At 46.1% G+C, this 22003-nt stretch carries 15 protein-coding genes, 1 tRNA gene and 1 pseudogene; 4 read left to right on the top strand and 13 right to left on the bottom strand.

All coding sequences use genetic code 11. From position 1 onward, the window contains the following. Nucleotides 1–16 precede the first annotated feature (16 nt). A complete protein-coding gene (locus DWX43_RS00325; protein WP_118618084.1) occupies nt 17–1042 on the bottom strand; it encodes an alcohol dehydrogenase catalytic domain-containing protein in 1026 nt (341 codons plus the stop codon). 295 nt (nt 1043–1337) lie between these two features. Continuing rightward, on the bottom strand, nt 1338–4058 hold the full coding sequence (locus DWX43_RS00320) for a TetM/TetW/TetO/TetS family tetracycline resistance ribosomal protection protein (protein ID WP_118618082.1): 2721 nt from the start codon (nt 4056–4058) through the stop codon (nt 1338–1340). Between the two features lie 246 nt (nt 4059–4304). Here DWX43_RS00320 and DWX43_RS00315 point away from each other — a divergent pair, with 246 nt between their 5' ends. Next, nucleotides 4305–5351: a Fic family protein gene (locus DWX43_RS00315; protein ID WP_118618080.1), complete on the top strand. Its 1047-nt coding sequence runs from the start codon at nt 4305–4307 to the stop codon at nt 5349–5351. A 33-nt stretch (nt 5352–5384) separates the two neighbouring features. Here DWX43_RS00315 and DWX43_RS00310 read toward each other — a convergent pair whose 3' ends face one another. From DWX43_RS00310 to DWX43_RS00270, 9 genes are all read right to left on the bottom strand, one after another. Then, the gene (locus DWX43_RS00310) at nt 5385–6503 is read right to left on the bottom strand and encodes an ROK family transcriptional regulator (RefSeq protein WP_118618496.1); all 1119 of its coding nucleotides are present in this window, start codon (nt 6501–6503) and stop codon (nt 5385–5387) included. A gap of 53 nt (nt 6504–6556) precedes the next feature. Next, a complete protein-coding gene (locus tag DWX43_RS00305) occupies nt 6557–8056 on the bottom strand; it encodes a response regulator (protein WP_182440582.1) in 1500 nt (499 codons plus the stop codon). Further along, the gene (locus tag DWX43_RS00300; RefSeq protein ID WP_118618076.1) at nt 8049–9872 is read right to left on the bottom strand and encodes a histidine kinase; all 1824 of its coding nucleotides are present in this window, start codon (nt 9870–9872) and stop codon (nt 8049–8051) included. Before DWX43_RS00300 ends, DWX43_RS00305 begins: the two co-directional genes overlap by 8 nt. 99 nt (nt 9873–9971) lie before the next feature. Continuing rightward, on the bottom strand, nt 9972–10802 hold the full coding sequence (locus tag DWX43_RS00295) for a carbohydrate ABC transporter permease (protein WP_118618074.1): 831 nt from the start codon (nt 10800–10802) through the stop codon (nt 9972–9974). 2 nt (nt 10803–10804) lie between these two features. Further along, nucleotides 10805–11662, bottom strand: coding sequence for a sugar ABC transporter permease (locus DWX43_RS00290; RefSeq protein ID WP_109732948.1), 858 nt, complete (start codon nt 11660–11662; stop codon nt 10805–10807). A 65-nt stretch (nt 11663–11727) separates the two neighbouring features. Then, a complete protein-coding gene (locus DWX43_RS00285) occupies nt 11728–13029 on the bottom strand; it encodes an ABC transporter substrate-binding protein (RefSeq protein ID WP_118618072.1) in 1302 nt (433 codons plus the stop codon). A gap of 105 nt (nt 13030–13134) precedes the next feature. After that, nucleotides 13135–15804: an alpha-L-rhamnosidase gene (locus DWX43_RS00280; RefSeq protein WP_118618070.1), complete on the bottom strand. Its 2670-nt coding sequence runs from the start codon at nt 15802–15804 to the stop codon at nt 13135–13137. Between the two features lie 184 nt (nt 15805–15988). Next, nucleotides 15989–16993 (bottom strand): hypothetical protein, encoded by a 1005-nt coding sequence (locus tag DWX43_RS00275; protein WP_118618068.1) that lies wholly within the window; start codon nt 16991–16993, stop codon nt 15989–15991. Continuing rightward, complete coding sequence (locus DWX43_RS00270) at nt 16990–17334, bottom strand: helix-turn-helix transcriptional regulator (RefSeq protein WP_118618066.1); 345 nt, start codon at nt 17332–17334, stop codon at nt 16990–16992. The genes DWX43_RS00275 and DWX43_RS00270 overlap by 4 nt, the downstream gene beginning before the upstream one ends. A 298-nt stretch (nt 17335–17632) precedes the next feature. Here DWX43_RS00270 and DWX43_RS00265 point away from each other — a divergent pair, with 298 nt between their 5' ends. From DWX43_RS00265 to DWX43_RS00255, 3 genes and pseudogenes are all read left to right on the top strand, one after another. Further along, on the top strand, nt 17633–18289 hold the full coding sequence (locus tag DWX43_RS00265) for a DUF305 domain-containing protein (protein ID WP_118618064.1): 657 nt from the start codon (nt 17633–17635) through the stop codon (nt 18287–18289). Nucleotides 18290–18430: 141 nt separating this feature from the next. Continuing rightward, nucleotides 18431–19828 (top strand): annotated as a pseudogene (locus tag DWX43_RS00260) (MATE family efflux transporter); the annotation flags it as partial. A gap of 82 nt (nt 19829–19910) precedes the next feature. Next, a tRNA-Ser gene (locus DWX43_RS00255) sits at nt 19911–19996 on the top strand. Nucleotides 19997–20041: 45 nt separating this feature from the next. Here the strand turns inward: DWX43_RS00255 and DWX43_RS00250 are convergent. Both DWX43_RS00250 and DWX43_RS00245 read right to left on the bottom strand, forming a co-directional pair. Continuing rightward, nucleotides 20042–21400: a metallophosphoesterase gene (locus DWX43_RS00250; protein ID WP_118618060.1), complete on the bottom strand. Its 1359-nt coding sequence runs from the start codon at nt 21398–21400 to the stop codon at nt 20042–20044. 35 nt (nt 21401–21435) lie between these two features. Next, nucleotides 21436–21984: a carbonic anhydrase gene (locus DWX43_RS00245; RefSeq protein WP_330582207.1), complete on the bottom strand. Its 549-nt coding sequence runs from the start codon at nt 21982–21984 to the stop codon at nt 21436–21438. Between the last annotated feature and the right edge of the window lie 19 nt (nt 21985–22003).

Here is a 22003-nt window from a genome sequence, read left to right as displayed (position 1 = left end):
CTTTGCGGTTTTATGACTACTCCTGTACGTTTATGATTACTTTCATGGTTGTCTCCCTGTTTTCGTCTATATACTGGTAAGCCTTGTCATAATCTCTGAATGAGAATGTCTTTGAGATCAGTGGACGCAGATGGACTTTACTCTCGTTTACTAAACGGATCGCATCTATGTAATCTTCGTTTCTGTACATCATGGTTGTGTTCAGGTCCAGCTCGTGGTCATTCAGTACTGCCAGGTCAATCTCTGCCTTTCCGGCAAAGACGGCTACCAGGATGATCGTGCTGCCTTTCCTTGCATATTGGATTGCCTGCCCCATTGTCACATTGTTTCCGGCACAGTCATAAATGACGTCTGCCTTGTCCGGTCCGAATACTCTGAGCATGGCATCACCGAAATCTTCATTTCGTGTATTGGCTGTATGTTCTATTCCACACTCACGTGCTTTTTCCAGACGAAGGTCACTGATGTCTGTGATCAGGACGGACTCTGCACCCATGCCAAGTGCCGTCTGTGCCACCAGATTCCCGATAGGGCCGGCTCCGAGAACGGCGATCTTCATTCCTTTCACATCCCCAGCCTGTCTTACTGCATGGACGGCAACCGCCAGCGGTTCGATCATCGCGCCCTCTTCATAACTCATTTCTTCTGGAAGAGGCGTCACCTTTGCCGCATCTACTGCAAAATACTCCGAGGCCACTCCTGTCGTCTGGAATCCCATGACCTTCAGTTCTTCGCAAAGGTTATACTTTCCATGCCGGCACGGATAACATTTCCCGCAGACCACCTGTGGCTGGATTGTAACCTTTTCGCCTTCATGAAAGCCTTCTACGCCTTCCCCCAGCTTTACGATTTCTGCGGATACCTCATGTCCCTGAGTAACCGGATAGGATGTAAATGGGTGCTGTCCGTGATAAACGTGGATGTCTGAACCGCAGATTCCAATGTTCATTACTTTAACCAAAATCTCCCCCTGCTCTGGCTCTGGTGCCGGCACCTCCCTGAATGTGATTACTTTCGGTTCTGTCATGACTTGCTGCAGCATAATTGTTTCCTCCTTTAAATTTTGTTAGATATTATCTTTTATTAAATGTTTTATTAAAGTAATTACATTATTGTTCCAGATTTAAAAAAAGTCAATAAATATTACGAAAGTTTTTTCATTTCAGCTAAATCCACAAAAACTCCGAATCATATTTATGTATTTTTACCTAAATCCGGTTCACAGGAAGGGCCTTTTATTTCATAGAACATATTTTCTGTGAAACAAAAAACAGGACTCTTAATAACAGTTCCTGTCATCAAAAATCCTGTTTATACATATCTCTATGCTTATCGCTTTATTCTTTTGTCCTCTCCCCAAGACGGACCGCCTCCATCTCATCCGATAGCTCTTTGCTCAAATAGTCAAAAAGATAGTTTCTCTCCTCTGGCCCCCTGCCTAAAAATTCCTGCCGTATCTCCTGAAGCATCAGTTCCACTTCTTCCTTCAGTCCTGCCGCAGAGAGCCTCTGTGCCCCCTGTCCCAAGATAATCACCTGTTCCAGTGCATCCGACGTTGCTACCGTAACCGCATATTTCCGCCCCATTTTCCGTACTGTCTTCTCGATATACTGGTCCGCGGTCTCCGCTTCTTTTGTGTAGACGACATAGATATTATGATACTTTATTACTTCACCGGGATTGCCCTCTACTTTATAGGCATCAAAGACAAGAATCAGTGTACATTTCTTATACCCCTGATAATTACATAAAATATCCATTAACTTGTCCCTGGCACCCTCGATATTGACCTCTGCCAGTTCCTTCAGTTCATCCCACGCAAAGATAATATTATAGCCATCCACAAGAAGATATTCTTCCTGTCTCTGTTTCTCATTCTGACGTTCTTCCCATTTTGGGTCCGGGGCACCTTTTTCCTTTGCCCGGATCGTAACCGGAGACGTGTTCCATTTTTTTCTCACCGGGTCCGGTGTCTTTCTGTAGATTGCATCCAGTTCTTCCTGTGTCAGTTCAATCCTTGATACAGACCTGTTTTCTCTTGATACGTTGACCGAATCATTTACTTCTGTGTCTGATTTCCAGCCGCTTTCAACATGCATATATTCCTCTACCTGATCCCACTTGACAATAAAACCTGCCCCATGCGCACAAAAAACAGATCCCGTCGGGTTATCAGGATCAGATTCTGAATCATATGCGGCCGCCTCGATCACCTCATCTGCATTATGACATGCTTCATATCCCTTCAGGCTGCAGAACATCCGTCCCTGTCCGCCTGTATAGGACAAAAGCTCTGTCTGGTATCCACGCATCTCGGATACCGGGGCCGTTCCCGTTAATATGGACAGTTCCCCCTCCGTCCCGGGATGTTCAAACCGTCCCTGCATCCTCTGGATATCCGCCATCGCACGCCCGATACATGACTGAGGTACTTCCAGCCGGAACTCATACCAGGGTTCCAAAAGGATGCTTTTCGCCTTCTTCAGTCCCTGACGGACCGCCCGGTAAGTCGCCTGCCGGAAATCTCCTCCCTCTGTATGCTTCAAATGTGCCCTTCCGGTAATCAGGGTGATCTTCATATCTGTAACAGGGGCACCGGTCAGTACCCCCTTATGTTCCTTTTCCTCCAAATGCGTCAGGATCAGTCTCTGCCAATTCCTGTCCAGAATATCTTCACTGCAGTCCGCCGCAAACTGCAGTCCTGTCCCACGCTCTCCCGGCTCCAGCAGCAGATGCACCTCCGCATAATGGCGCAGCGGCTCAAAGTGTCCGACTCCTTCAACAGGAAACTCTATCGTTTCCTTGTAAACAATATTCCCCGTCCCGAATTCAACATCCACACCGAACCGCTCTCTGATGATGCTTTTCAGTATCTCAATCTGAACCTCACCCATCAGTTGAGCATGAATCTCCCCCAGCTGTTCTTCCCATACAATATGGAGCTGTGGTTCCTCTTCCTCAAGCTGTCTTAAGTTCTTTAACATGTTGTGTACGTCGCACCCCTGAGGAAGCTGGATCTGGTACGTCAGGACGGGCTCCAGAACAAACATATCCGTTGCCCGTTCCGCTCCAATCCCCTGCCCCGGGTAAGTTGTTCCCAATCCTGTCACTGCACAGACCCCTCCGGCGGCTACTTCCTGTACTGCCTCGTATTTTGCCCCGGAGTAAATACGGATCTGGTTCACTTTTTCTTCCATTCCCGGAAGCACGTCCTTCACCCGGAGAACACCGCCCGTCACTTTTAAATATGTCAGCCTGCTGCCCTGCTCATCTCTGGCTATCTTATACACTTTTGCCCCGAATTCCTCCGGGTAATCCGCGCAGACCGTAAATCTGCGCAGCCCTTCCATAAGCCCTTCCACCCCTTCCAGACGAAGCGCAGAACCAAAATAACAGGGAAATACTTTTCTGCCGGCCACTGCCCTGATAACAGTGGATGGAGCTGCGCCCCCTGTCTCCAGATATTCCTCCAGCATGTCCTCGTCACAGACAGCCAGATTTTCAAGCCACGCATCATCTGCCGATCCCAGATCATCCAGCGACGTAAAATCAACGCATCCATCACTTAAACGTTCCTTTAATTCTTTTAATATTGACTCACGATCTGTCCCTTCCTGATCCATCTTATTAATAAAGAGAAAAACAGGAATCCGGTATTGCTTCAATAAACGCCAGAGTGTCATGGTATGTCCCTGCACGCCGTCTGCACCGCTGATCACAAGAATTGCATAATCCAGAACCTGCAGCGTACGTTCCATCTCCGCCGAAAAGTCTACGTGTCCCGGAGTATCCAGCAATGTAATATCCAGATCCTTCCACGAGATAACAGCCTGTTTCGAGAAAATCGTAATCCCCCTTTCACGCTCAAGTTCATACGTATCCAGAAAGGCATCCTGATGGTCCACCCTCCCAAGCTTTCTGATACTGCCTCCTGTATACAGCATACTCTCCGACAAAGTTGTTTTTCCTGCATCGACATGTGCCAGAATCCCTAAACAGATATGCTTCTTTTGTATCTTTATTTGTCCATTTTTCCTTTTTTCGGATGTGTTTTCCATGAAAATATCCCTTCCTGCTTCAGTTTTGAAATGACCTAATCGAACAAAATGAACATCCGGGCAACCAGCACCTTTGAATTATCTTTTGTTCTCTCCCCTGATTATACAGGATTCTTTATATAATCGCTACAGAAATCAAAGATTTTCCCTTAATTATTGTCCTATTATAAGGGTTAAGTTCCCTTTTTCATTGACTTTTCCCTTAATTCATGCTATGTTCTAAGGGAAAGAAAGGGGATTAAGGGAATGAGGACATTTAACTATTCACAAATCAAGGACCAAAAGTGGGATTCCGAAATCCTTGGTCTGATAGCAGCTATCTATAAGGAAACTGGCAAACAAGAGATGTACCTAAAGCAGAGGCCCGACGAACTTGAAAAGTTGGTTGAGATAGCAAAAATCCAAAGTACTGAAGCATCTAATGCAATTGAAGGTATTGTCACAACAAGTACCCGCATTAAGCAGCTTGTCGAAGAAAAAACTACTCCCAGGAATAGAGATGAACAGGAAATCGCAGGATATCGAGATGTACTCAGCATTATCCATGAAAATTTTGACACTATACCGGTTACTCAGAACTACATTCTCCAGCTTCATAAAATCATGTACAGCCACATGAACAATCCAATGGCCGGCCATACAAAAAATAATCAGAATTATATTAGTGCCACCTATCCGGATGGCCATACTGAGATTCTTTTTACTCCACTTGCACCATTTGAAACACCAGAAGCATTAGATAGAATCTGTGAAGAATATAATCGTGTCATTGGAAATTTTGAAGTGGAACCGCTCATTGTAATTCCTATTTTTATCCATGATTTTCTCTGCATCCACCCTTTCAATGATGGAAATGGGCGCATGAGCCGGCTGCTGACTACGCTGCTGCTTTATCGAAATGGTTTCTATGTAGGTAAATACATTTCTCTAGAAACAAAGATCGCCAAAAACAAGGACCTGTATTATAATACACTTAATCAGGTACAGCATGGATGGCATGAAGGTACTGAGGACGCTGTTCCATTTGTCAAATACATCCTTGGAACTATACTTGCAGCATACAAGGATTTTGATGATAGATATTCTATTGTGGAAAAAAAACTGCCCGCTATAGATATGGTGCGTATTGCCACACAAAATAAAATCGGACGATTTACAAAACAGGACATCCATGATCTCTGTCCTTCCCTGAGTATCAGTTCCATTGAAGGTTCACTTAGAAAGCTCATATCTTCTGGTGAATTAAAGCGGGAAGGTTCAGGAAAATCCACCTGCTATGTCCGTTTAAAATAAAAGGGGCTGTCAAACGATTTTTTTATCAGTATTTTATTCCAGCGATTCAAAATACTGCTCCACAAAACTCATGGCAATCCCCACGGCCGAAACTTCTTTTTTGAAGCTGCATGTCTTCAGATAAGTGGTATCATTTTCAAAACCATTATATTTTACAACCTTTTTACTCAGTTCCGCCATATATTTACCTATATATCCGCCCACATATCCTCCCAGGATGATGTCACAGTCGTAAGCCATGCGGAGATTGGTCACAGTAATTGCGAGATACTCAAGATACTCATCCCAGATCTTTTGAAAATCTGTATCGCCCTTATCCAGCCTTTCAAAAAACTGTTCGAGATTTCCGTTTGTGTGCCCGGCCAGTACCTGCGCAGAACAATAGGCATCGACACACCCTTGTTTTCCACAGTAGCAGGTGCGGCCGCCCGGAACGATGACCATATGGCCGAACTCGGAACTTCTGTAGTCGTCGCCTTCATATATCCCGTTGTGGACATAGAATGATCCGCCTACAGAATTGCTCAGGGACAGGTACACTGCATTTTTTTCCAGTCTGTACATCTCTGCCATCGCGGCACTGTTTGCATCATTTTCATACCGCACGTCATATTCAAAGAGCTGGCTTAAGTTTCTCAGGCTTAAATTCTGAACCCGCAGAATGTGGGAAATAAGCAGTGTCTCATACTGCTTATCTATGATTCCCGGAAATGAGATCCCAACCCCCAGAAGCTTATCATCCGCAATCCCGGACTGGCTTACAAATTCTCTGAAATGGCGGTATACGGTTTCATTATATTCCAGTGAATTTTCAAATTTCTCACGGACCCTTACCTTCGCCGCAAGTTCCCCTGTCAGGTCGATCATGACATAGCTGATATGGTTGCTTGTAATATCGATGCCGGCGGCATACTTTAAGCCTGCATTGACAGAAAGTGCCTTTGCCTTCCTGCCGCCTGTAGACTCATATTCCCCGCTCTCAATGATAATCCCACGCTGGATAAGCTCTTTTACATTCTGCAGGACGGTTGGCATGCTTAAACCTAATGTTGCCGCGATCTCGGGTTTAGAGGTCACACGCCTGTGCAGGATGAACCTGGCTACCCTGATTAAATTTGCTTTCTTCTTATCCGTGCCGCTGTCCTTATGCATATCCCCTGTTCCTTCCATAAATCGTTTTATAAAAGAATTTTACCCCTTCTGAACTAAATTTGCAACATTGCTTTTTCCATATATTCCTTAGGGCAGACCCCCGTCACTGACCGGAAGATGCGGCTGAAGTAAAACTGATCTGTATATCCCACCCGCTCGGCAATGTCCTTGATATAGGCCTCCGGGTCCTGCTCCATCATCTGCATTGCTTTTTTCATCCGGATACTGGTCAGGTAATTGCTGAAAGAAGTCTCCTCATATGTACGGAACATCCTGCTTAAGGATGTCTGGGATACACCAAACTGCCTGCAGATACTGCCCAGCGTCATTGCCTCATCCATATGTCCCTTCATGTAAGAACAGATAGAATGGAAAAGCTGTTCTTTATTATCAATCTTTTCCTTCCCCATATCCGGGATGCACTGTCTGATGACCGTCAGTATATTCTCCTTCAGTTCATCCATATCGGACGCATAGTAAAAGGCATCGTCTATCATAAACTCCAGATCGACAAATTCCCTCTCTATTGGATAAAGGTTGCGTACCAGCTGAAAAATATATTTCACTGCAGATTCCACATAAATCTGACTACTTTTCTGTTTCCTAAATATATCAAATAATTTCTTCAATTCTGTTGGAAACTTCTTATCCTCTTTATATCGGATGCAGTATTCTACCTGTTCAAGCTGCTTTTTGGCCGTCTCCTCCTCCCCCGGATTCCGGCATTCCTGGCTGTCGCCGTTCAGGTACAACACCTGGTTTTCTCCGATTACCACCGATTCATCCAGCCTCCTGTACAGCTTTTTCACGATTTCGGGAAGTGCCTCCAAAGGGAATGATTCGTTGTACACAACTGCCGTCTGATATGTATAACCACTTTTTTCCCTCTCAAAAATGCGCTCCGCCATTCCCTTGAAGTCTCCTGAAAACAGTAGTTCCTCGGGGAAAAGATACAGTGCCTCCATTTCGTCACGCCCATAGATATACACTTTTTCCTCTTCCATAGAAAATATTTCGACGCCTGTTCTTCTGGAAAATCTTTTGGGAAGGCCGTTTTTCCGGTATATGGCCGCATAGTAATTTCCTGCCGGGAAATAGCGGTAAAGCCGGTCTGCATCCTCCGCCTGTTTCCCATTGCAGAGTGATCTTAACAGCCTGTTTCGTTTTTCATAATATAACGTATTCAGCTTCGGCTCCAGCCGGTCCATCAGCTTCTTCATATCCGATGGAGCCAGCGGTTTTAAGAGATAATCACATACCCCTGACTGGAGGGCACCCTTGGCATATTCAAATTCAGAATAGCCGCTGACGATTACTGAAAGCACCTCCGGGAACTCTTCCTTCACCTTTGCAACAAGCTGTATTCCGTCCATCACGGGCATTTTTACATCAGAGATCAGGATGTCCGGCTGTTCTTCCCGGATCAATCTGAGTGCTTCACCGCCGTTTTCCGCCGTCCCCATAATCTCATACTGTGGACATTTCTTTTCCAGAATCATGCATACATGGTTCAGCGCCGTAGGCTCATCTTCTACTACCATAATTTTATACATTTTTATCATTCCTCTGTTCTATACTCAGATCTTCTGCACTTTGCCTTCTTTTTTCCCTGCATCTGATGATTACATCCGTCCCCTTTTCTTTTCCCGGGCGGATCTCAAATATGAGATCATCGTTGTACAAAAGATACAGGCGTGCATAAGTATTAACCAGTCCCATTCCACCTATTTCAAGTTCTACACCGCTGCGGTCATTTGTCAGTTTATTCCTTATGGAAGAAATATTATTATTTATTTCGTCCAGTTTCTCTTTCGTTATTCCATTTCCATCATCATGCACCTTCAAGAACCAGCCATCCTCTGTCAGTGCCCCGGCAACCTCCACCCTGATGATATCAGAACTTGACCCGTACCCGTGATTAACCGCATTTTCCACGATCTGCTGAAGGACAATTTTCGGGAGCGGCTTGTTATAAAGTGCCTCATCTATCCGGATCTCATAGGAGAGTTTATAGTCATAACGGTGTTTCAGCAGGCCGAGATAGAGTTCCAGATATTCGATCTCTTGTTTCACCGATGCGTACTTATCCTTCGTGTTTGTCGAGTAGCGCAGCATCCCCGCCAGTTCACTGCATATATCACAGATCACCTCATCATCCGACACCATGCCCCGGTTGGAAATTACGTTCAGTACATTATAGATAAAATGCGGGTTCACCTGTGCCTGAAGGAGGTCGAACTGTGCCTGGAGCGAAAGCAGTGACATACGCTTTTCTTTTAGCATAGATGTGTTCAGGCGGTTCAGCACGTCTTTGTAGGAGACATACAGGGATTCAATCTCATCATTTGAAATCTTTTCCGGAATCTCAGCCTCCATATTATCCAGCCGGGTCGTCTCCATAAAATGCTGCAGCTGTTGGATCGGCCGGGTCAGCTGCCGTGAAGTCAGGTAAATATACCCAAGTGAGAGGGCAAGAGCCACGAACAACAGAAGCAAAGATACCGGGAGCACCTCCATAGCTGCGCTTTGGCTGATGTCCATGCGTGCGACTGTCATAAGGACAATATCATCTGTATCCGACTCCTGCATCAGGCACAATGCCTTCTCACCATCCGCGGTCTCAATCTCCTCGATATCCTTATCACGGCCCTGCATCAGGTTCCAGTAATACTCTGCCTTGACCTGACGTGCATCCGAATACAGGAATTCCCCTTCTTTCGTCATGAAAATATAGGTTATGTTTTCATCTGTATTCGCGATCATTTTATCCAGTGAAGCCTTGTCCTTCTGCACCTCAAGATATCCCATCTCCATCCCTTGTATCTCTTTCACGACAGAGATCACCTGCGGTTTGGAACGGCTGCCCCAGTCATCCTCATGGAGTCCTATGAGCACATTCCTGCCGCCCTTCCCGCTCACCCTTTCCACCCACGGGTAGGTCTGATAGGAGGCATCTGTATTCAGAGCGGTGTTTGTATAGTTATTATTTGCAATGGTCCTCCCGTTCTTATTGAAAAAGACCATGCGGTAAAATTCTTCCATTAAATAGTAGGAGTTAATTTTTGCACGGACAGTGGCAGTGGAGTCGCTGAAATACATGTCCGCATAGGAGTCTGTTTTCAGTGTGGCAAGCTTTTTCAGGGCATCCAGCACCTCGATATCCGACAGGACATATGTAATGGCAGATTCCATGCTCTCAAGCGTATCCTCCATCTGTTGGAGCTTCACATTCGAGACAGTCCGGATATTCCCGTATTCCCGTTCCTTGTACTGCCTGACATTCAAAGTATAGTATGCCGCCCCGAAGATTCCTGTGATCAGGACAGAAAAAATTGTATAGACAAGAATGATCTTCTTCTGGAACTTCATGCCGTCCCCCCTCTCCAAGTAAATGCATTATATCACAAAAAGACTGGCAGCAGAACCGTATCTGTCACGGTTCTGCATCCGGTCTTATAGTTTTCTTATTTATCCTTTGACTGCTCCTGCAACCATTCCTTCTACAATCCTCTTGTTGAAGAATATGAAAAGTATGAGCATCGGAATTGTTATCAGTATTACATCGGCAAAAAGCATATTGTAAGAACTGGAGTACTGCCCCATAAAGTTATAAAGTGTAAGCTGTACGGTTGCGTTCTCTGCCCCCGGAAGGAAGTACAGAGGATTGGTAAAGTCGTTAAAGATAGTAACTGCATTCAGGATAATCACAGTGGATGTAACCGGCTTGAGCAAGGGAAAAATAATAGCGGAAAAGATCTTCCATTTTGAACATCCGTCCATATACCCTGCCTCTTCCAGTTCTATCGGGATGGAACTCATAAATCCTCTGAAAAGCATGATCGTAAACGGAATCTGAAGGGCCACTTCTATCAGGATCATTCCCCATATTGTTTTATAAAGGTGAATTCTCTGCAATACCCAGATCGTAGGCAGTATTGCGGCCGGAACCATCAGCCCTGCCATGATCAGTGAATTCATGATACCCATCACACGGTCTTTTCTTCTCTGGAGAACATAGCCTCCCATAGAACCGACGATAATGAGGATCAGGACAGAACCGACCACGATCAGTCCGCTGTTTTTAAAAGCAGTAAGTATCTGGTAATTATTCGCCTTAAACACCTCGGCAAAGTTTTCCCAGTGGAATTCTGTCGGCAGTACGATACTCAGGAGATTGGCTTCCCTGCGTTCTTTGAGTGCATTTACCAGCATAAAAGCGAATGGTACGATAAATATGATAAATGCAGCCGCAACTCCTAATACATCACCCAGAAGATATAATCTTTTTTTCTTTTTCATGGTTATTCTGCCTCCTTGCTGAGCAGGAATTTCTGAAGCGGGAATGCCAGAAGTGCTATGACAGCAAACATAATTACATTTCCTGCCGTGGACAATCCGTAGAATCCTGCTGCATACTGCTTATAAACGGTGGATGCCATGACCTCTGTCGCATATCCCGGGCCGCCGCCTGTCATCGCCCAGATCAGGTCAAATGTCCGCATGCCGCCGATGAATGCCAGTATGATAACGGAATTCATGGCCGGCCGGCTGAGCGGCACCGTGATTGCCTTCAGCTGTTCCCATGCCGTGGCGCCGTCAATCGAAGCAGCCTCATAATAAGTCTTGTCAATCGACTGCATGCCGGCAATGAAAATAACGGTTGCAACCCCGACGCCCTTCCAGACATCCGTAAGAATGACTGCATATAAAGCTGTCTTTGTATTGCCGAGCCAGTCCATCCCTGTCCCACCGAGCATAGTAATCACCTGATTGATCAGACCCTTGGACGGATGCATTAAAGCGCAGAATGTAATACCTACTGCAATGGTACTGATCAGGTTTGGAAAGAATACTACAGATCTCAAGAAATTTTTCGTTTTAATCTTACTTGTCAGAAATACCGCCAGGAAAAATGCAATGATAAGTTTCAGCCCGCATGTGAGTATTGCATAAATCAGAGTGTTGATAACAGAGCTGTACAAAGACGAATCTGAGAAGAATGTCTTAAAATTATCAAATCCGCAAAACGTAAAACTGTTGAAATCCCATACCGTCATACTGAAGAAAAATGATATGACCATCGGCAGGAGGAAGAATACTGTGAAAATCACCATCGCCGGTACGATAAACCAATTCGAATATATTTTTTTCTTGTCCATTTCCACCCTCCAATTTTCGAAAGGTTCAAAGGGGTCTGACCCCTTTGAGCCTGCTTGTTAAATTTTTACCAGTCTAATCCAAGCTGCGTTGCCTGTTTTGCACAGTCTTTGTCGTATTTTTCAGCCGCTTCTTTTGCTGTTGTCTGCCCTGAGCCAAGCTCCTGACAGATTGCCGGACAGTCAGCACCTTTTACCTGGCTGATGTATTCCAGCGCCGGTGCATTTTTTCCAGATTCAAAGTATGCCTGAATATCGTTTGCTACCGGGTCGTACGCGTTATCTGGCATCTCGTAATCTTTTACACAGTATGGGCCGTCCGGAAGAACTGCTTCTGAGTATGCATCAAGTGCCTCATCTGAAATATAGAATTCCATGAATTTCAGGATCGCATCTGTCTTGTCGCTGTTCTTGTTGCCGTAAAGAGCTGCCGGGTACCAGAGTGTGATTCCGTTATCTTCTGCACTGTCTCCCGGTACTGCAAATACGCCAAGGTCATTAACCTGATCCTGATACAGCTCATAAATATTGGATAATGCCTGGGATAAGATAAACCAGTGGCCGGCTTCGCCATTAGCCATGATATCGCAGCCGTCGTCATATGTCGTTGCAAGGTAGTCGCTGTTATAGTATTCTGTTGTATCGGCCAGTTTTTCAAAACTTCTTAAGGCTGCAGGTGTAGTCGCCCATTTTGCCTCTCCCGCATCAAATTTTTCTGCGAACTCCGGATCACTCTGTTCCAGATTGTAGGCGTCTCCTAAGAATGGAACCTGTGCAGTCCATGAATCTGCATATGTACCTAAGATGGCTGTCTCGCCGTTTTCCTTTAACACATCACAGTTAGCAAGGAACTCGTCCCATGTCTTCGGGATTTCCAGATTGTATTTCTCATACATCGGTTTGCTGTAAACGATTCCTTCCGCCTGTGCGGACTGGTATGGGACACCGAATACCTTATCCCCGACGGAAACTGCTGATTTGTAGTTGTCATCGATCCTTGATACAAAATCTTCCCCGGAGATATCGATAAAGTATTCCGCCGGATTCAATGCGTTTAGCAGGGCCCCTGAGTTGTAAAGGCAAAGGTCTGCCATGTCGCCCGATGCAAGTCTTGTCTTCACAATGTTGTCTCCGTCTGCCCCGCCCGGCCTTGTTTCAATATTCACCTTAATCCCGAGCTTCTCTTCTGCCTTTTTCGCAACTGCTTCAAATCCTGCCGTGGTAACATCCGTGTCGATCAAAAGTGTCAGTTCTGTCATATCCTTTCCGCCTGATGATGTGCCTGATCCTTTGTCAGAAGATCCGCATCCTGCCGCCATCCCCGCGATCATGGTGGCACATAAAAGCACTGCAGCTATTTTCTTTTTCATTTCTTAATTTCCTCCTTGCTTTTGATAAATTTATGTTAACATGATTCTTTTTCGCTTAACATGGATAATCTTACAAACCGATATTGAAAATCCAGTCAAATGTTTTTATTCCATAAGATAGGTAATCTCGTAGATTCCGGAACCTGCCTCTGCCTGGTATCCCTCTCTTGTTTCCTCAAAAGCCAGCCCGCATGAGTCCAGTATCTCTGTCGCATTGTAAGGGCAGATCGATGCGGTTGTATTACATGGAACTTCTACGTGGAGTGTCACCCTATTTCCATCCACATTCCAGTCAGATACGATTTTTCCATATACACTTTCATAGGAAGCTTTCACGTAATCCAGCCCGCCTCCCGGATGAGGGGCAATGATGCTGTGCTTGTAGCCCGGATGCTTCTCGTCGCATTCAATTCCTGCCGCCGCCCGGTACAGCCACTCGCCGATGGCCCCGTAAGCATAGTGGTTGAAGGAATTCATATCCGGACTCCACATCGTCCCGTCCGGCTTCATGCCGTCCCAGTGCTCCCAGATTGTCGTCGCACCCATTCTGACCTGATACAGCCATGACGGGAAATCATCTTTCAGAAGCAGTTCGTAAGCCTCTTTTGTATGCCCGTTCTGGCTGAGTGCATGGCAGAAATAAGGAGTGCCGACGAATCCCGTCACCAGATGTCCGTTTTCTTTATCCAGAAGCATTAACAGATCATCCACCACATTCTGTCTGAACGCCTCCGGCACAAGGTCAAAGTACAGAGAAACGATCTGTGCGGTCTGTGTCTGCACATTCATGTGTCCCGTCTCATCAAAGAATGTCTTCTGATAGGTATCCACAATCTCATTGTACAGCTTCCTGTATTCTTCTGCATCCTCCGTGCGTCTGATGATCTCGGCCATTTTCACAAACAGCCTTGTGGAATACGCATAATATGCGGTACAGGTCAGGTCATTCGGCGTTGCGCCGAAGTAACTGCCCTCTTCGGCATCCAGAGCCACCCAGTCGCCAAACTGAAGCTTATAATTCCAGATGTTTCCTACGGAATGTTCCTGCATGAATCCGATCCATGCTTTCATACTGTCATACTGCCTTTCGATAACGGTTGTGTCCCCGTAAGTCAGATAAAGTGTCCAGGGCATAATAATCGCCACATCGGCCCACGCCGCCGCAGAATGGTCCCCGTCCTTCATCAGCCGGTCGGCAGAAGACTTCCCGATCAGAATATCCGGTACGACATGGGGCACCCCGCCCTCATCTGTCTGGTCTGCCTCCACATCCCGGAGCCATTTGCTGTAAAAGGTATAGGTATCCTTTAAAAATGTAGCCGTACGGCAGAAAATCTGTGCGTCCCCCGTCCAGCCCAGACGTTCATCCCTCTGCGGGCAGTCGGTCGGCACATCGAGGAAATTGCCTTTCATCCCCCATATAATATTGTGCTGCAGCTGATTGATATCCGGATTAGAACACTCAAACTCTCCCGTAACAGCCATGTCCGAATGCAGTGCATACGCTGTAAAATTCTCCTCTTTCAACTCTCCCGGATATGCAGAAACTTTCGCAAACTGAAATCCCTGAAATGAGAAGTGAGGGTGGAATGTTACTTCTTCGCTGCCTTTACATGTATAGATAATCGTTTCCTTCGCCGAACGCAGATTATCAAGATAAACATTCCCTTCTGCATCCAGCACTTCAAAGCAGTTCAGTTCTACCCTGTCGCCTGATCTGCCCTTGACCTTAAACTCGATCCAGCCCGTCATATTCTGTCCAAAATCAATGACCGTGTCCCCCTGCGGCGTCTGAAAGATTCTTTTCGCCGGAACCTCTGTAATCTGTTTCACCTTACAGCCGCTCTGCGCTGACAGCACATCAGCCCGGAAAGGTACTGCCGCCACGTCCGCCCAGTTTTCCGTATTCAGCCCCGCCTCATTCCAGCCGGGAATCTCTCTGCGCGCATCATAAATCTCTCCGTCATATATTTCTGAAAACAGCACCGGGCTGTATATTCCCTTCCAGGATGTATCCGTCAAAAATGTTTCCCGTGACCCGTCCACATACTCCACTGCAATCTGGCAGGCAAAGGCCGCTCTTGTCCCATAATGATTCCGCATGCGCACGAATCCAACCGTACCTTTATACCAGCCGGCCCCGATATGGCCCGCTACTGCATTTACACTGCCCTCTTCCCCTGTTTCACCATACAGATAATCCGTGACGTCATAGGTCTGATAAAGCAAGTGCTTATTATAAGAAGTCCATCCGGGTGTAAACTCATCATCACCGACCTTTTTCCCATTGATATACAATTGGTACAGGCCAAGTGCGGTCACATGCGCGTATGCAGCCTTTACCTTTTTTCCGATTACAATCTCGTTCCTCACATAAGACCCTCTGCTGTCATCCTTATCCGCCTCTGTCTCAATCGTAATAAACTCCGCCTTCCAATCTTCCTCAGACAGCAGCGCTGTCACAAAGAAGCCTGTCTTCCATTCACTTGGCCCCCCATCTTTTGCAGAGATCCTTACCCTGATGAAATACTTCGTGGATGACTGGAGTTTCAGAGATTCATTGTCGATTACAACATGGGCCGATTCCCCGCTCTCTGATACACCACTGTCATAAACCAGCTCTCCAAACTCCTCGTCCCTGCTGATCTGCAGTTCATAATTCTTCTGTATCACATGTTTCTGATCCGACACAATCACCCAGCCAACCTGTTCAATTTTTTCAATCCCGACAGGATTCTCCTGATAATTAATTAGAATTCTGGATAAACCTAACATCACTCGTTCCTCCTACATACTTGATAAGATAAAGTTAACATAATTTATCTGAAAATAGGATAGAGTATCTAGTCAACATGCATGGAGAATCCAAAAAGTTCAAAAGGGTCAGACCCCTCTGCAGAGGGGTCTGACCCTTTTGAACTTCATTGGCAGGCTATTCTGTCTATTTAGCCATATACTGTCACATATCGCGGCCATACCGCATTGTTTTATATACTGTTGTTGCAACTTCAATTACACACGCAAATACAATAATTGCCAGAATAACATTGGAAAGCGTCTGACCGTCCCATCCCAATACCATCTTCTTCTGCCAGAATACTTTCAACTTAAAATCATTATCAAACTGTGCTACTTCCCGGACAAAATCAGTATTCCAAAACGGAAGCACTTTCAGCACAATCACGGATAAAATAAGTCCCACTGCGTTTGTTATAATACTGCTCAGCATTACAAGCCTGCAGTAACATCCCGTCACAAGCTTTATGATCTCATCCACAAAACTAACCAGCATACTAAACAGGAACACCGGCAGGATGATATCCCACTTCGCCAGATTAAGCAGCGGAACATTCACCACTTTATCCCCTTTCACCGAGTATGCACCGAACAGCTGTGGTGCAAAAATGAGCAGACAGCTGAACAGGATCAGGAATACGATGGATGCGATACAGTCTCCCCGGCTGATCCTTGCTTTTTTGTCCGGTATGGGGTTCAGCATATCCGGTGTCCATGCCTTCTCCTTCTTCAGGTCGATCCTGACCTTCTGCCGCTCCATAAATGTAAAAATCAGTGTCACTGCCCCGAATACTGTCAGCCCTGCTATGATGATGTCATTTAAGAAGCGGACGATGATATAAAAAATACTACTATAGTCAATGATGCACTTCACAACTACAGATATAAAAAGTCCCCCGGCCGTACATATAAGTACAATCTTCATCACCCACATATAATTGTCATAGTACTCCGGACTGATCATATAGTTCTTATCTTCCCTGTACTTCTTTGCAAACACGGCCGGATCCCCCAGCTTTGCAAATATTTGTTCCAGCGTCAGCCCTTCCAGCATATCATCTATAAGTTCCTTAAGCTCCAGCTCGATCTCTTCCCGCTGTGCCTTCGGAACACGTTTCGTCACTTCATATATATACCGGTTAACCAACTCCCGCTCTCTGTCTGTCATATCGATTCCTCCCGCAAAATCTGCTCCATATTAGCCGATAATCTCTCCCACTGTTCCTTCAGTTCTCTGAAAATGTCATCTCCCAGAAGTGTCCTTCTGTAATACTTCCTTGGCTTCGCCTCTCCTACATCCCACTGGCTGCTTAACAGTCCCTGCTTCTCAAGTCTCCGCAGCAGCGGATAGAGAGTATTGGGGTCTATCTCCACACCTTTCAGCTCCAGACTTTGTACGAGTGCATATCCGTACTTTGCTTCCCCTAACTGGCTCAGTACACTTAAAATCAAGGTTCCCCTCCTAAGTTCAGAGACCAGGTTCCCCATCAGATCTTTTTCTTCTCCCATAGCACCGCCTCCTTGTGTTTTTATTATACTGTGTGTCACACACTATTGTCAATAATATATTATATTAATTTTAACAATACTTTTATTTTCCTAATATAACTTTGCATAAGTTTTGTGGTAATGAGTGCGTGATATCCGCGTGAGAAACATACCTGCTGCGAGCCGAGGTATATATCCCAGCTTCTTTCAAGATCAATCCGTATAAACCCCGGCGAATGCGGCATTCTAAGTACTAACAGTCTGCACCGGAATATACAGACTGTAATATATAATCACCCTATCTCATATGGAGGTCATCATGAACAAAAAAACAATTTACTGGACAGGCGGAATAGCCGCAGCCGTCCTAATCGTACTGATTTTCTGGGCCCTCTTCGGAAGAAATACCGATGCCGGCTCTTCCGACCAGAAAAATCTCAGCAGCTATATAAATGATGAAAATGAACTCATGAATCAAATGATGCAGGATATGGAAAATATTGCCCCGGCCGGTAACGCCGCCCTGGACTTCCTGACTGGAATGATCCCCCATCATCAGGCAGCCGTCTCCATGTCAGAAAGCTATCTGAAATACGGCGGTTCCGATGATGAACTGCGCCAGCTGGCCGAAAGTATCATACAGGTCCAGAAGCAGGAAATCCAACAGATGCAGACAATGATCGACGATATAAAAAAACAGGGCACCCAGAACGCCGGGCAGGAGCAGACATATTTGAATGCCTATGAAAAAATGCTTTCCGCACACCATATGGACCACGCCTCCCACAAGTCCCCTAAAAACGTAGATGATGCCTTCGCACAAGGGATGATCATGCACCACCAGATGGCAGTGGACATGGCCCGGGCCATCTTAGGAAACACAGATGAAGAGCAGGCAGCAGCGCTCGCACAAAATATCATCGAATCACAGAATGCAGAGATTGGCCAGATGCAGGCCATTTTGAAAAGATCTTAATAAGTTCTCCCCAAAATAGGTTGACATTTTCTTCACTCCCCGATAAAATATACTTGCTCATCGGAGGGCGGATACTCACTAAGAAGTGATTTGCCGGATAAGATGGCAGGCTGAAACGCCTGCTTTCTTGTCCTTTTTTATTTTATCATTTTTATGGGGGACTTTTACACTATGAAGAAAAATACTGACTTAACACAAGGGAAAATACTGGGACCGCTGATGCGCTTTACCCTGCCCATCATGGCTGCCCTGATCCTGCAGACACTTTATGGGGCGGTTGACCTACTCGTTGTCGGGCAGTTTGCATCGCCTGCGTCCGTTTCTGCCGTAGCTACAGGAAGCCAGGTGCTCTATTCACTGACCGTCATCATCACAGGACTGGCTATGGGCGTGACCATCATCATAGGCCAGCAGTTCGGGCAGCGCAGGGAACATGAGATCGGCAATACCGTAGGCGCCGGAATCTGCTTGTTTGCTGCACTCAGCCTGACACTGACCGCTGTCATGATGTTCATGACCCCTGTATTCGTCAGACTCCTCCACGCACCTCCGGAAGCTTTTGAATATACGGTACAATATGTCATGATCTGTTCCGCCGGAATCCTGTTCATCGCCGCCTATAATACCCTGGGGAGTATCTTCCGGGGAATGGGCGATGCGCGAACGCCCCTGATCGCTGTCATGATTGCCTGTGCAGCGAACATTCTTCTCGACCTTTTGTTTGTCGCGGCATTCAGGCTGGGGGCTTCCGGGGCAGCTCTGGCAACTGTTTTCTCACAGGCCATCAGCGTTGTTTTATCACTTATCATTATCAAAAAACGCGGACTGGCTTTTCCGTTTTCCAGAAAACAGATTCAGTTTGACAGGAAAATCATCCTGCGGATCGTAAAAATGGGCGCCCCCTGTGCTTTGCAGGACCTGCTTGTCAGCATCTCATTTCTGGCTATTACAGCTATCGTCAACCAGCTTGGTGTGATCGCGTCTGCCGGGGTAGGCGTTGCAGAAAAGCTGTGTGGTTTTATCATGCTTGTGCCCTCTGCCTACACGCAGTCCATGTCCGCTTATGTCGCACAGAACATAGGCGCCGGACAGCCGAAACGGGCAATAAAAGGCTTGTATTACGGAATGCTTACTTCCTTTAGCTTTGGCATTATCATGAGCTATTTCGCATTCTTCCACGGCGATCTCCTCTCCAGAGTCTTCGCGAAAGACAGTGCCGTCATCCTTGCCTCCGCCGAGTATCTGAAAGGTTATGCCATTGATACACTGCTCGTGTCCTTTTTATTCTGCTTCATCGGATATTTTAACGGATGCGGCTGCACAACCTTCGTTATGATACAGGGCCTCATTGGCGCTTTCGGTGTCCGGATACCGGTATCCTATCTTATGAGCAGGGCCGCAGATGCTTCGCTGTTCCACATAGCCCTCGCAACGCCCTGCTCCACCGTTATACAGATCATCTTCTGCTTCTGGTTTTTCAAATGGGGGTACCCCTATTTCCAGAAAAAACAGGGCATGAGACAGAAGATAATAAGATAAAACTTTTTTGAAAAAATACTGGAGTTTCCTGCCGAAATTTGTTACAATATTTGAGGCACAGTTATATAACTGTGCCCCATATGCAGCAGTGGTCGAGTTGGCTGATGGCATCTGCCTCGAAAGCAGAAGAGCGGCAACGCTCCGGGGGTTCAAATCCCTCCTGCTGCGTTTTTATAATGACTGTTCACAGACGTTCATGTAAACAGTCATTTTTCATTTCCTTATTTCGCAGAAATCTATTTCCTCGTTACTATCCATATCAAAAGTCCGTATTGTCATCGTCTTTCCGTTCACATTCACAGACGTAACCACTGGAATCTTATCTTCCAGAAAAAATGCATCATACCCGACTTCTTTTTTCGTCTTCTTATAGAATTTGTTTCCTGTGGATGAACCGCCAGTCAGATAAAGGACTTCTCCTCTTTCCTTCTTCCCACCATCCTTTCCCGTTGAATTCAATCCGTTCATATAATAAGTCCTCGTATAGCTGTGGTCATGCCCTGCCAGCACAAGGTCCACATTGCACTCCGAAAAAACAGGTGCAAAATACTCCCTCTGCCGGATAATGTCATGATCATATGCATGAGAGCCTGCACTGAAGAGGGAATAATGCATCGTCACCACAATCCAGTCCGCTGGATATGTTTCCACCGTGTTTCTAAAAAACTCTATCTGTTGTACGGGTTCCGTGGACATCGAATCCAGTGCGATAAACAACACATTTTTATATAGGAAGCTATATTCCATCCCCTGCTGCCCTTCCCTCTGGAACTGTTTTTCATACAGGTCATTCCCCGCCTCATGGTTCCCCCGGTTGACTGCTGCCGGAAGCTCCTTTAACACATCAGGACTCCGAAATCCAAGATACTGCTTATTTGCTTTCTTCTTGTCAGAGCTGTCTGTCTGATCGCCTGCCGTAATAATAAAAGAAGCCTCCGGCACAAGGGACACACTCTTCTTTAAAGTTTCATCCCATTTTTTACTGTCTTCCTCCGTTCCCTCCGCCCCGATCTGCGGATCGCCCGCGAACAAAAAGGTGAACATCTCTTCTACTTGTACAGTCCGGTAAATATAATCCCGGGACATTTTCCCACTGCCAGTTTCCAGAATCCGGTATACATACCTGCTGTCCGCCTCAAGTGCCGTCATACCGGCTGTATAGCAGAAGGCGCCCCCGACACCGCCTTTTCGTCTGCTAAGCGGTACGGACACATAGTTGTCAGGTTCTCCATCCCCGGACGGAATCCCATACTGAAGTTCAAAATCAGACTTTTCATTCGAATACCAGTTTACCCGTACACTCCTCTCATCCTCACCTACCTCCAAAATCAGCCCGGAAGTATCAAGCCGTGCTGTCTCTTGTATCAGGCCTTCCCTATTTTCTCCCTGCTTTTGGTCCTGCACAGAAAAAGCGATAAAAAAAGCTGCAAAAAGCAGGAGAATCCCCCCGATAATTGCAGCTATTTGGGCCCGGTCAGACTTGATAGAATTCTTATTCATAATTGCCTCACTGTCCTTTGTCTTGCTGGAATCTGCCGTACCAGTCAATTTTATACTGTACATTTTATGCATGAGATAACCTCATAATACATATTGACTTAATTTCACTATCTTACTTCTGCCAGCTCTCCTGTCACCGAATCCATCACAAAACCACATATCACAACATCCTTCGGTATCAACGGATGCTCTTTCAAGCAGGCAACCGACTCCCGGACAGACTCTTCCGGGCTAGAAAAACCACGCAGCCAGCTGCTATAGTCCACCCCGTCACGGTGCAGCCCCTCCAACGTCTCCTCCGAAACGCCCCGTACCTTTAGTTCCGCCAGCATGCGGCCGCTGTCCATCTGCTGCACACCACAGTCTGTATGTGCAATTACCATCACCGTATCCACACCCAGCTCCAGTATTGCAACCAGAAGGCTCCTGACCACACTGCCATATGGATGACTGATAACCCCTCCTGCATTCTTAATGATCTTGGCATCCCCGTTCCTGATCCCGAGAGCCGCCGGAAGAAGCTCAATCAGTCTCGTGTCCATACACGTCAGAATCGCAAGCTTCTTATCCGGGTATTTAGTTGTTTTGTAAGCCTCATACTTCTTTTCTTCTACAAAGTTCTTATTATAATCCAGAATTTCTTCTATAATATTCATTTTCTGCCCCTGCCTTTCT

The organism is Clostridium sp. AF19-22AC (genome assembly GCF_003479085.1).
GTDB classification, from domain to species: domain Bacteria; phylum Bacillota; class Clostridia; order Lachnospirales; family Lachnospiraceae; genus Faecalicatena_A; species Faecalicatena_A orotica.
This window is presented reverse-complemented; position numbering and strand designations above follow the sequence as displayed.

What these genes read in the sequence shown, in the direction of transcription:
- DWX43_RS00325 (WP_118618084.1), bottom strand. Translation starts at nt 1,042, where the DNA reads ATGCTGCAGCAAGTCATGACAGAACCGAAAGTAATCACATTCAGGGAG.
- DWX43_RS00320 (WP_118618082.1), bottom strand. Translation starts at nt 4,058, where the DNA reads ATGGAAAACACATCCGAAAAAAGGAAAAATGGACAAATAAAGATACAA.
- DWX43_RS00315 (WP_118618080.1), top strand. Translation starts at nt 4,305, where the DNA reads ATGAGGACATTTAACTATTCACAAATCAAGGACCAAAAGTGGGATTCC.
- DWX43_RS00310 (WP_118618496.1), bottom strand. Translation starts at nt 6,503, where the DNA reads ATGCATAAGGACAGCGGCACGGATAAGAAGAAAGCAAATTTAATCAGG.
- DWX43_RS00305 (WP_182440582.1), bottom strand. Translation starts at nt 8,056, where the DNA reads ATGTATAAAATTATGGTAGTAGAAGATGAGCCTACGGCGCTGAACCAT.
- DWX43_RS00300 (WP_118618076.1), bottom strand. Translation starts at nt 9,872, where the DNA reads ATGAAGTTCCAGAAGAAGATCATTCTTGTCTATACAATTTTTTCTGTC.
- DWX43_RS00295 (WP_118618074.1), bottom strand. Translation starts at nt 10,802, where the DNA reads ATGAAAAAGAAAAAAAGATTATATCTTCTGGGTGATGTATTAGGAGTT.
- DWX43_RS00290 (WP_109732948.1), bottom strand. Translation starts at nt 11,662, where the DNA reads ATGGACAAGAAAAAAATATATTCGAATTGGTTTATCGTACCGGCGATG.
- DWX43_RS00285 (WP_118618072.1), bottom strand. Translation starts at nt 13,029, where the DNA reads ATGAAAAAGAAAATAGCTGCAGTGCTTTTATGTGCCACCATGATCGCG.
- DWX43_RS00280 (WP_118618070.1), bottom strand. Translation starts at nt 15,804, where the DNA reads ATGTTAGGTTTATCCAGAATTCTAATTAATTATCAGGAGAATCCTGTC.
- DWX43_RS00275 (WP_118618068.1), bottom strand. Translation starts at nt 16,993, where the DNA reads ATGACAGACAGAGAGCGGGAGTTGGTTAACCGGTATATATATGAAGTG.
- DWX43_RS00270 (WP_118618066.1), bottom strand. Translation starts at nt 17,334, where the DNA reads ATGGGAGAAGAAAAAGATCTGATGGGGAACCTGGTCTCTGAACTTAGG.
- DWX43_RS00265 (WP_118618064.1), top strand. Translation starts at nt 17,633, where the DNA reads ATGAACAAAAAAACAATTTACTGGACAGGCGGAATAGCCGCAGCCGTC.
- DWX43_RS00250 (WP_118618060.1), bottom strand. Translation starts at nt 21,400, where the DNA reads ATGCATAAAATGTACAGTATAAAATTGACTGGTACGGCAGATTCCAGC.
- DWX43_RS00245 (WP_330582207.1), bottom strand. Translation starts at nt 21,984, where the DNA reads ATGAATATTATAGAAGAAATTCTGGATTATAATAAGAACTTTGTAGAA.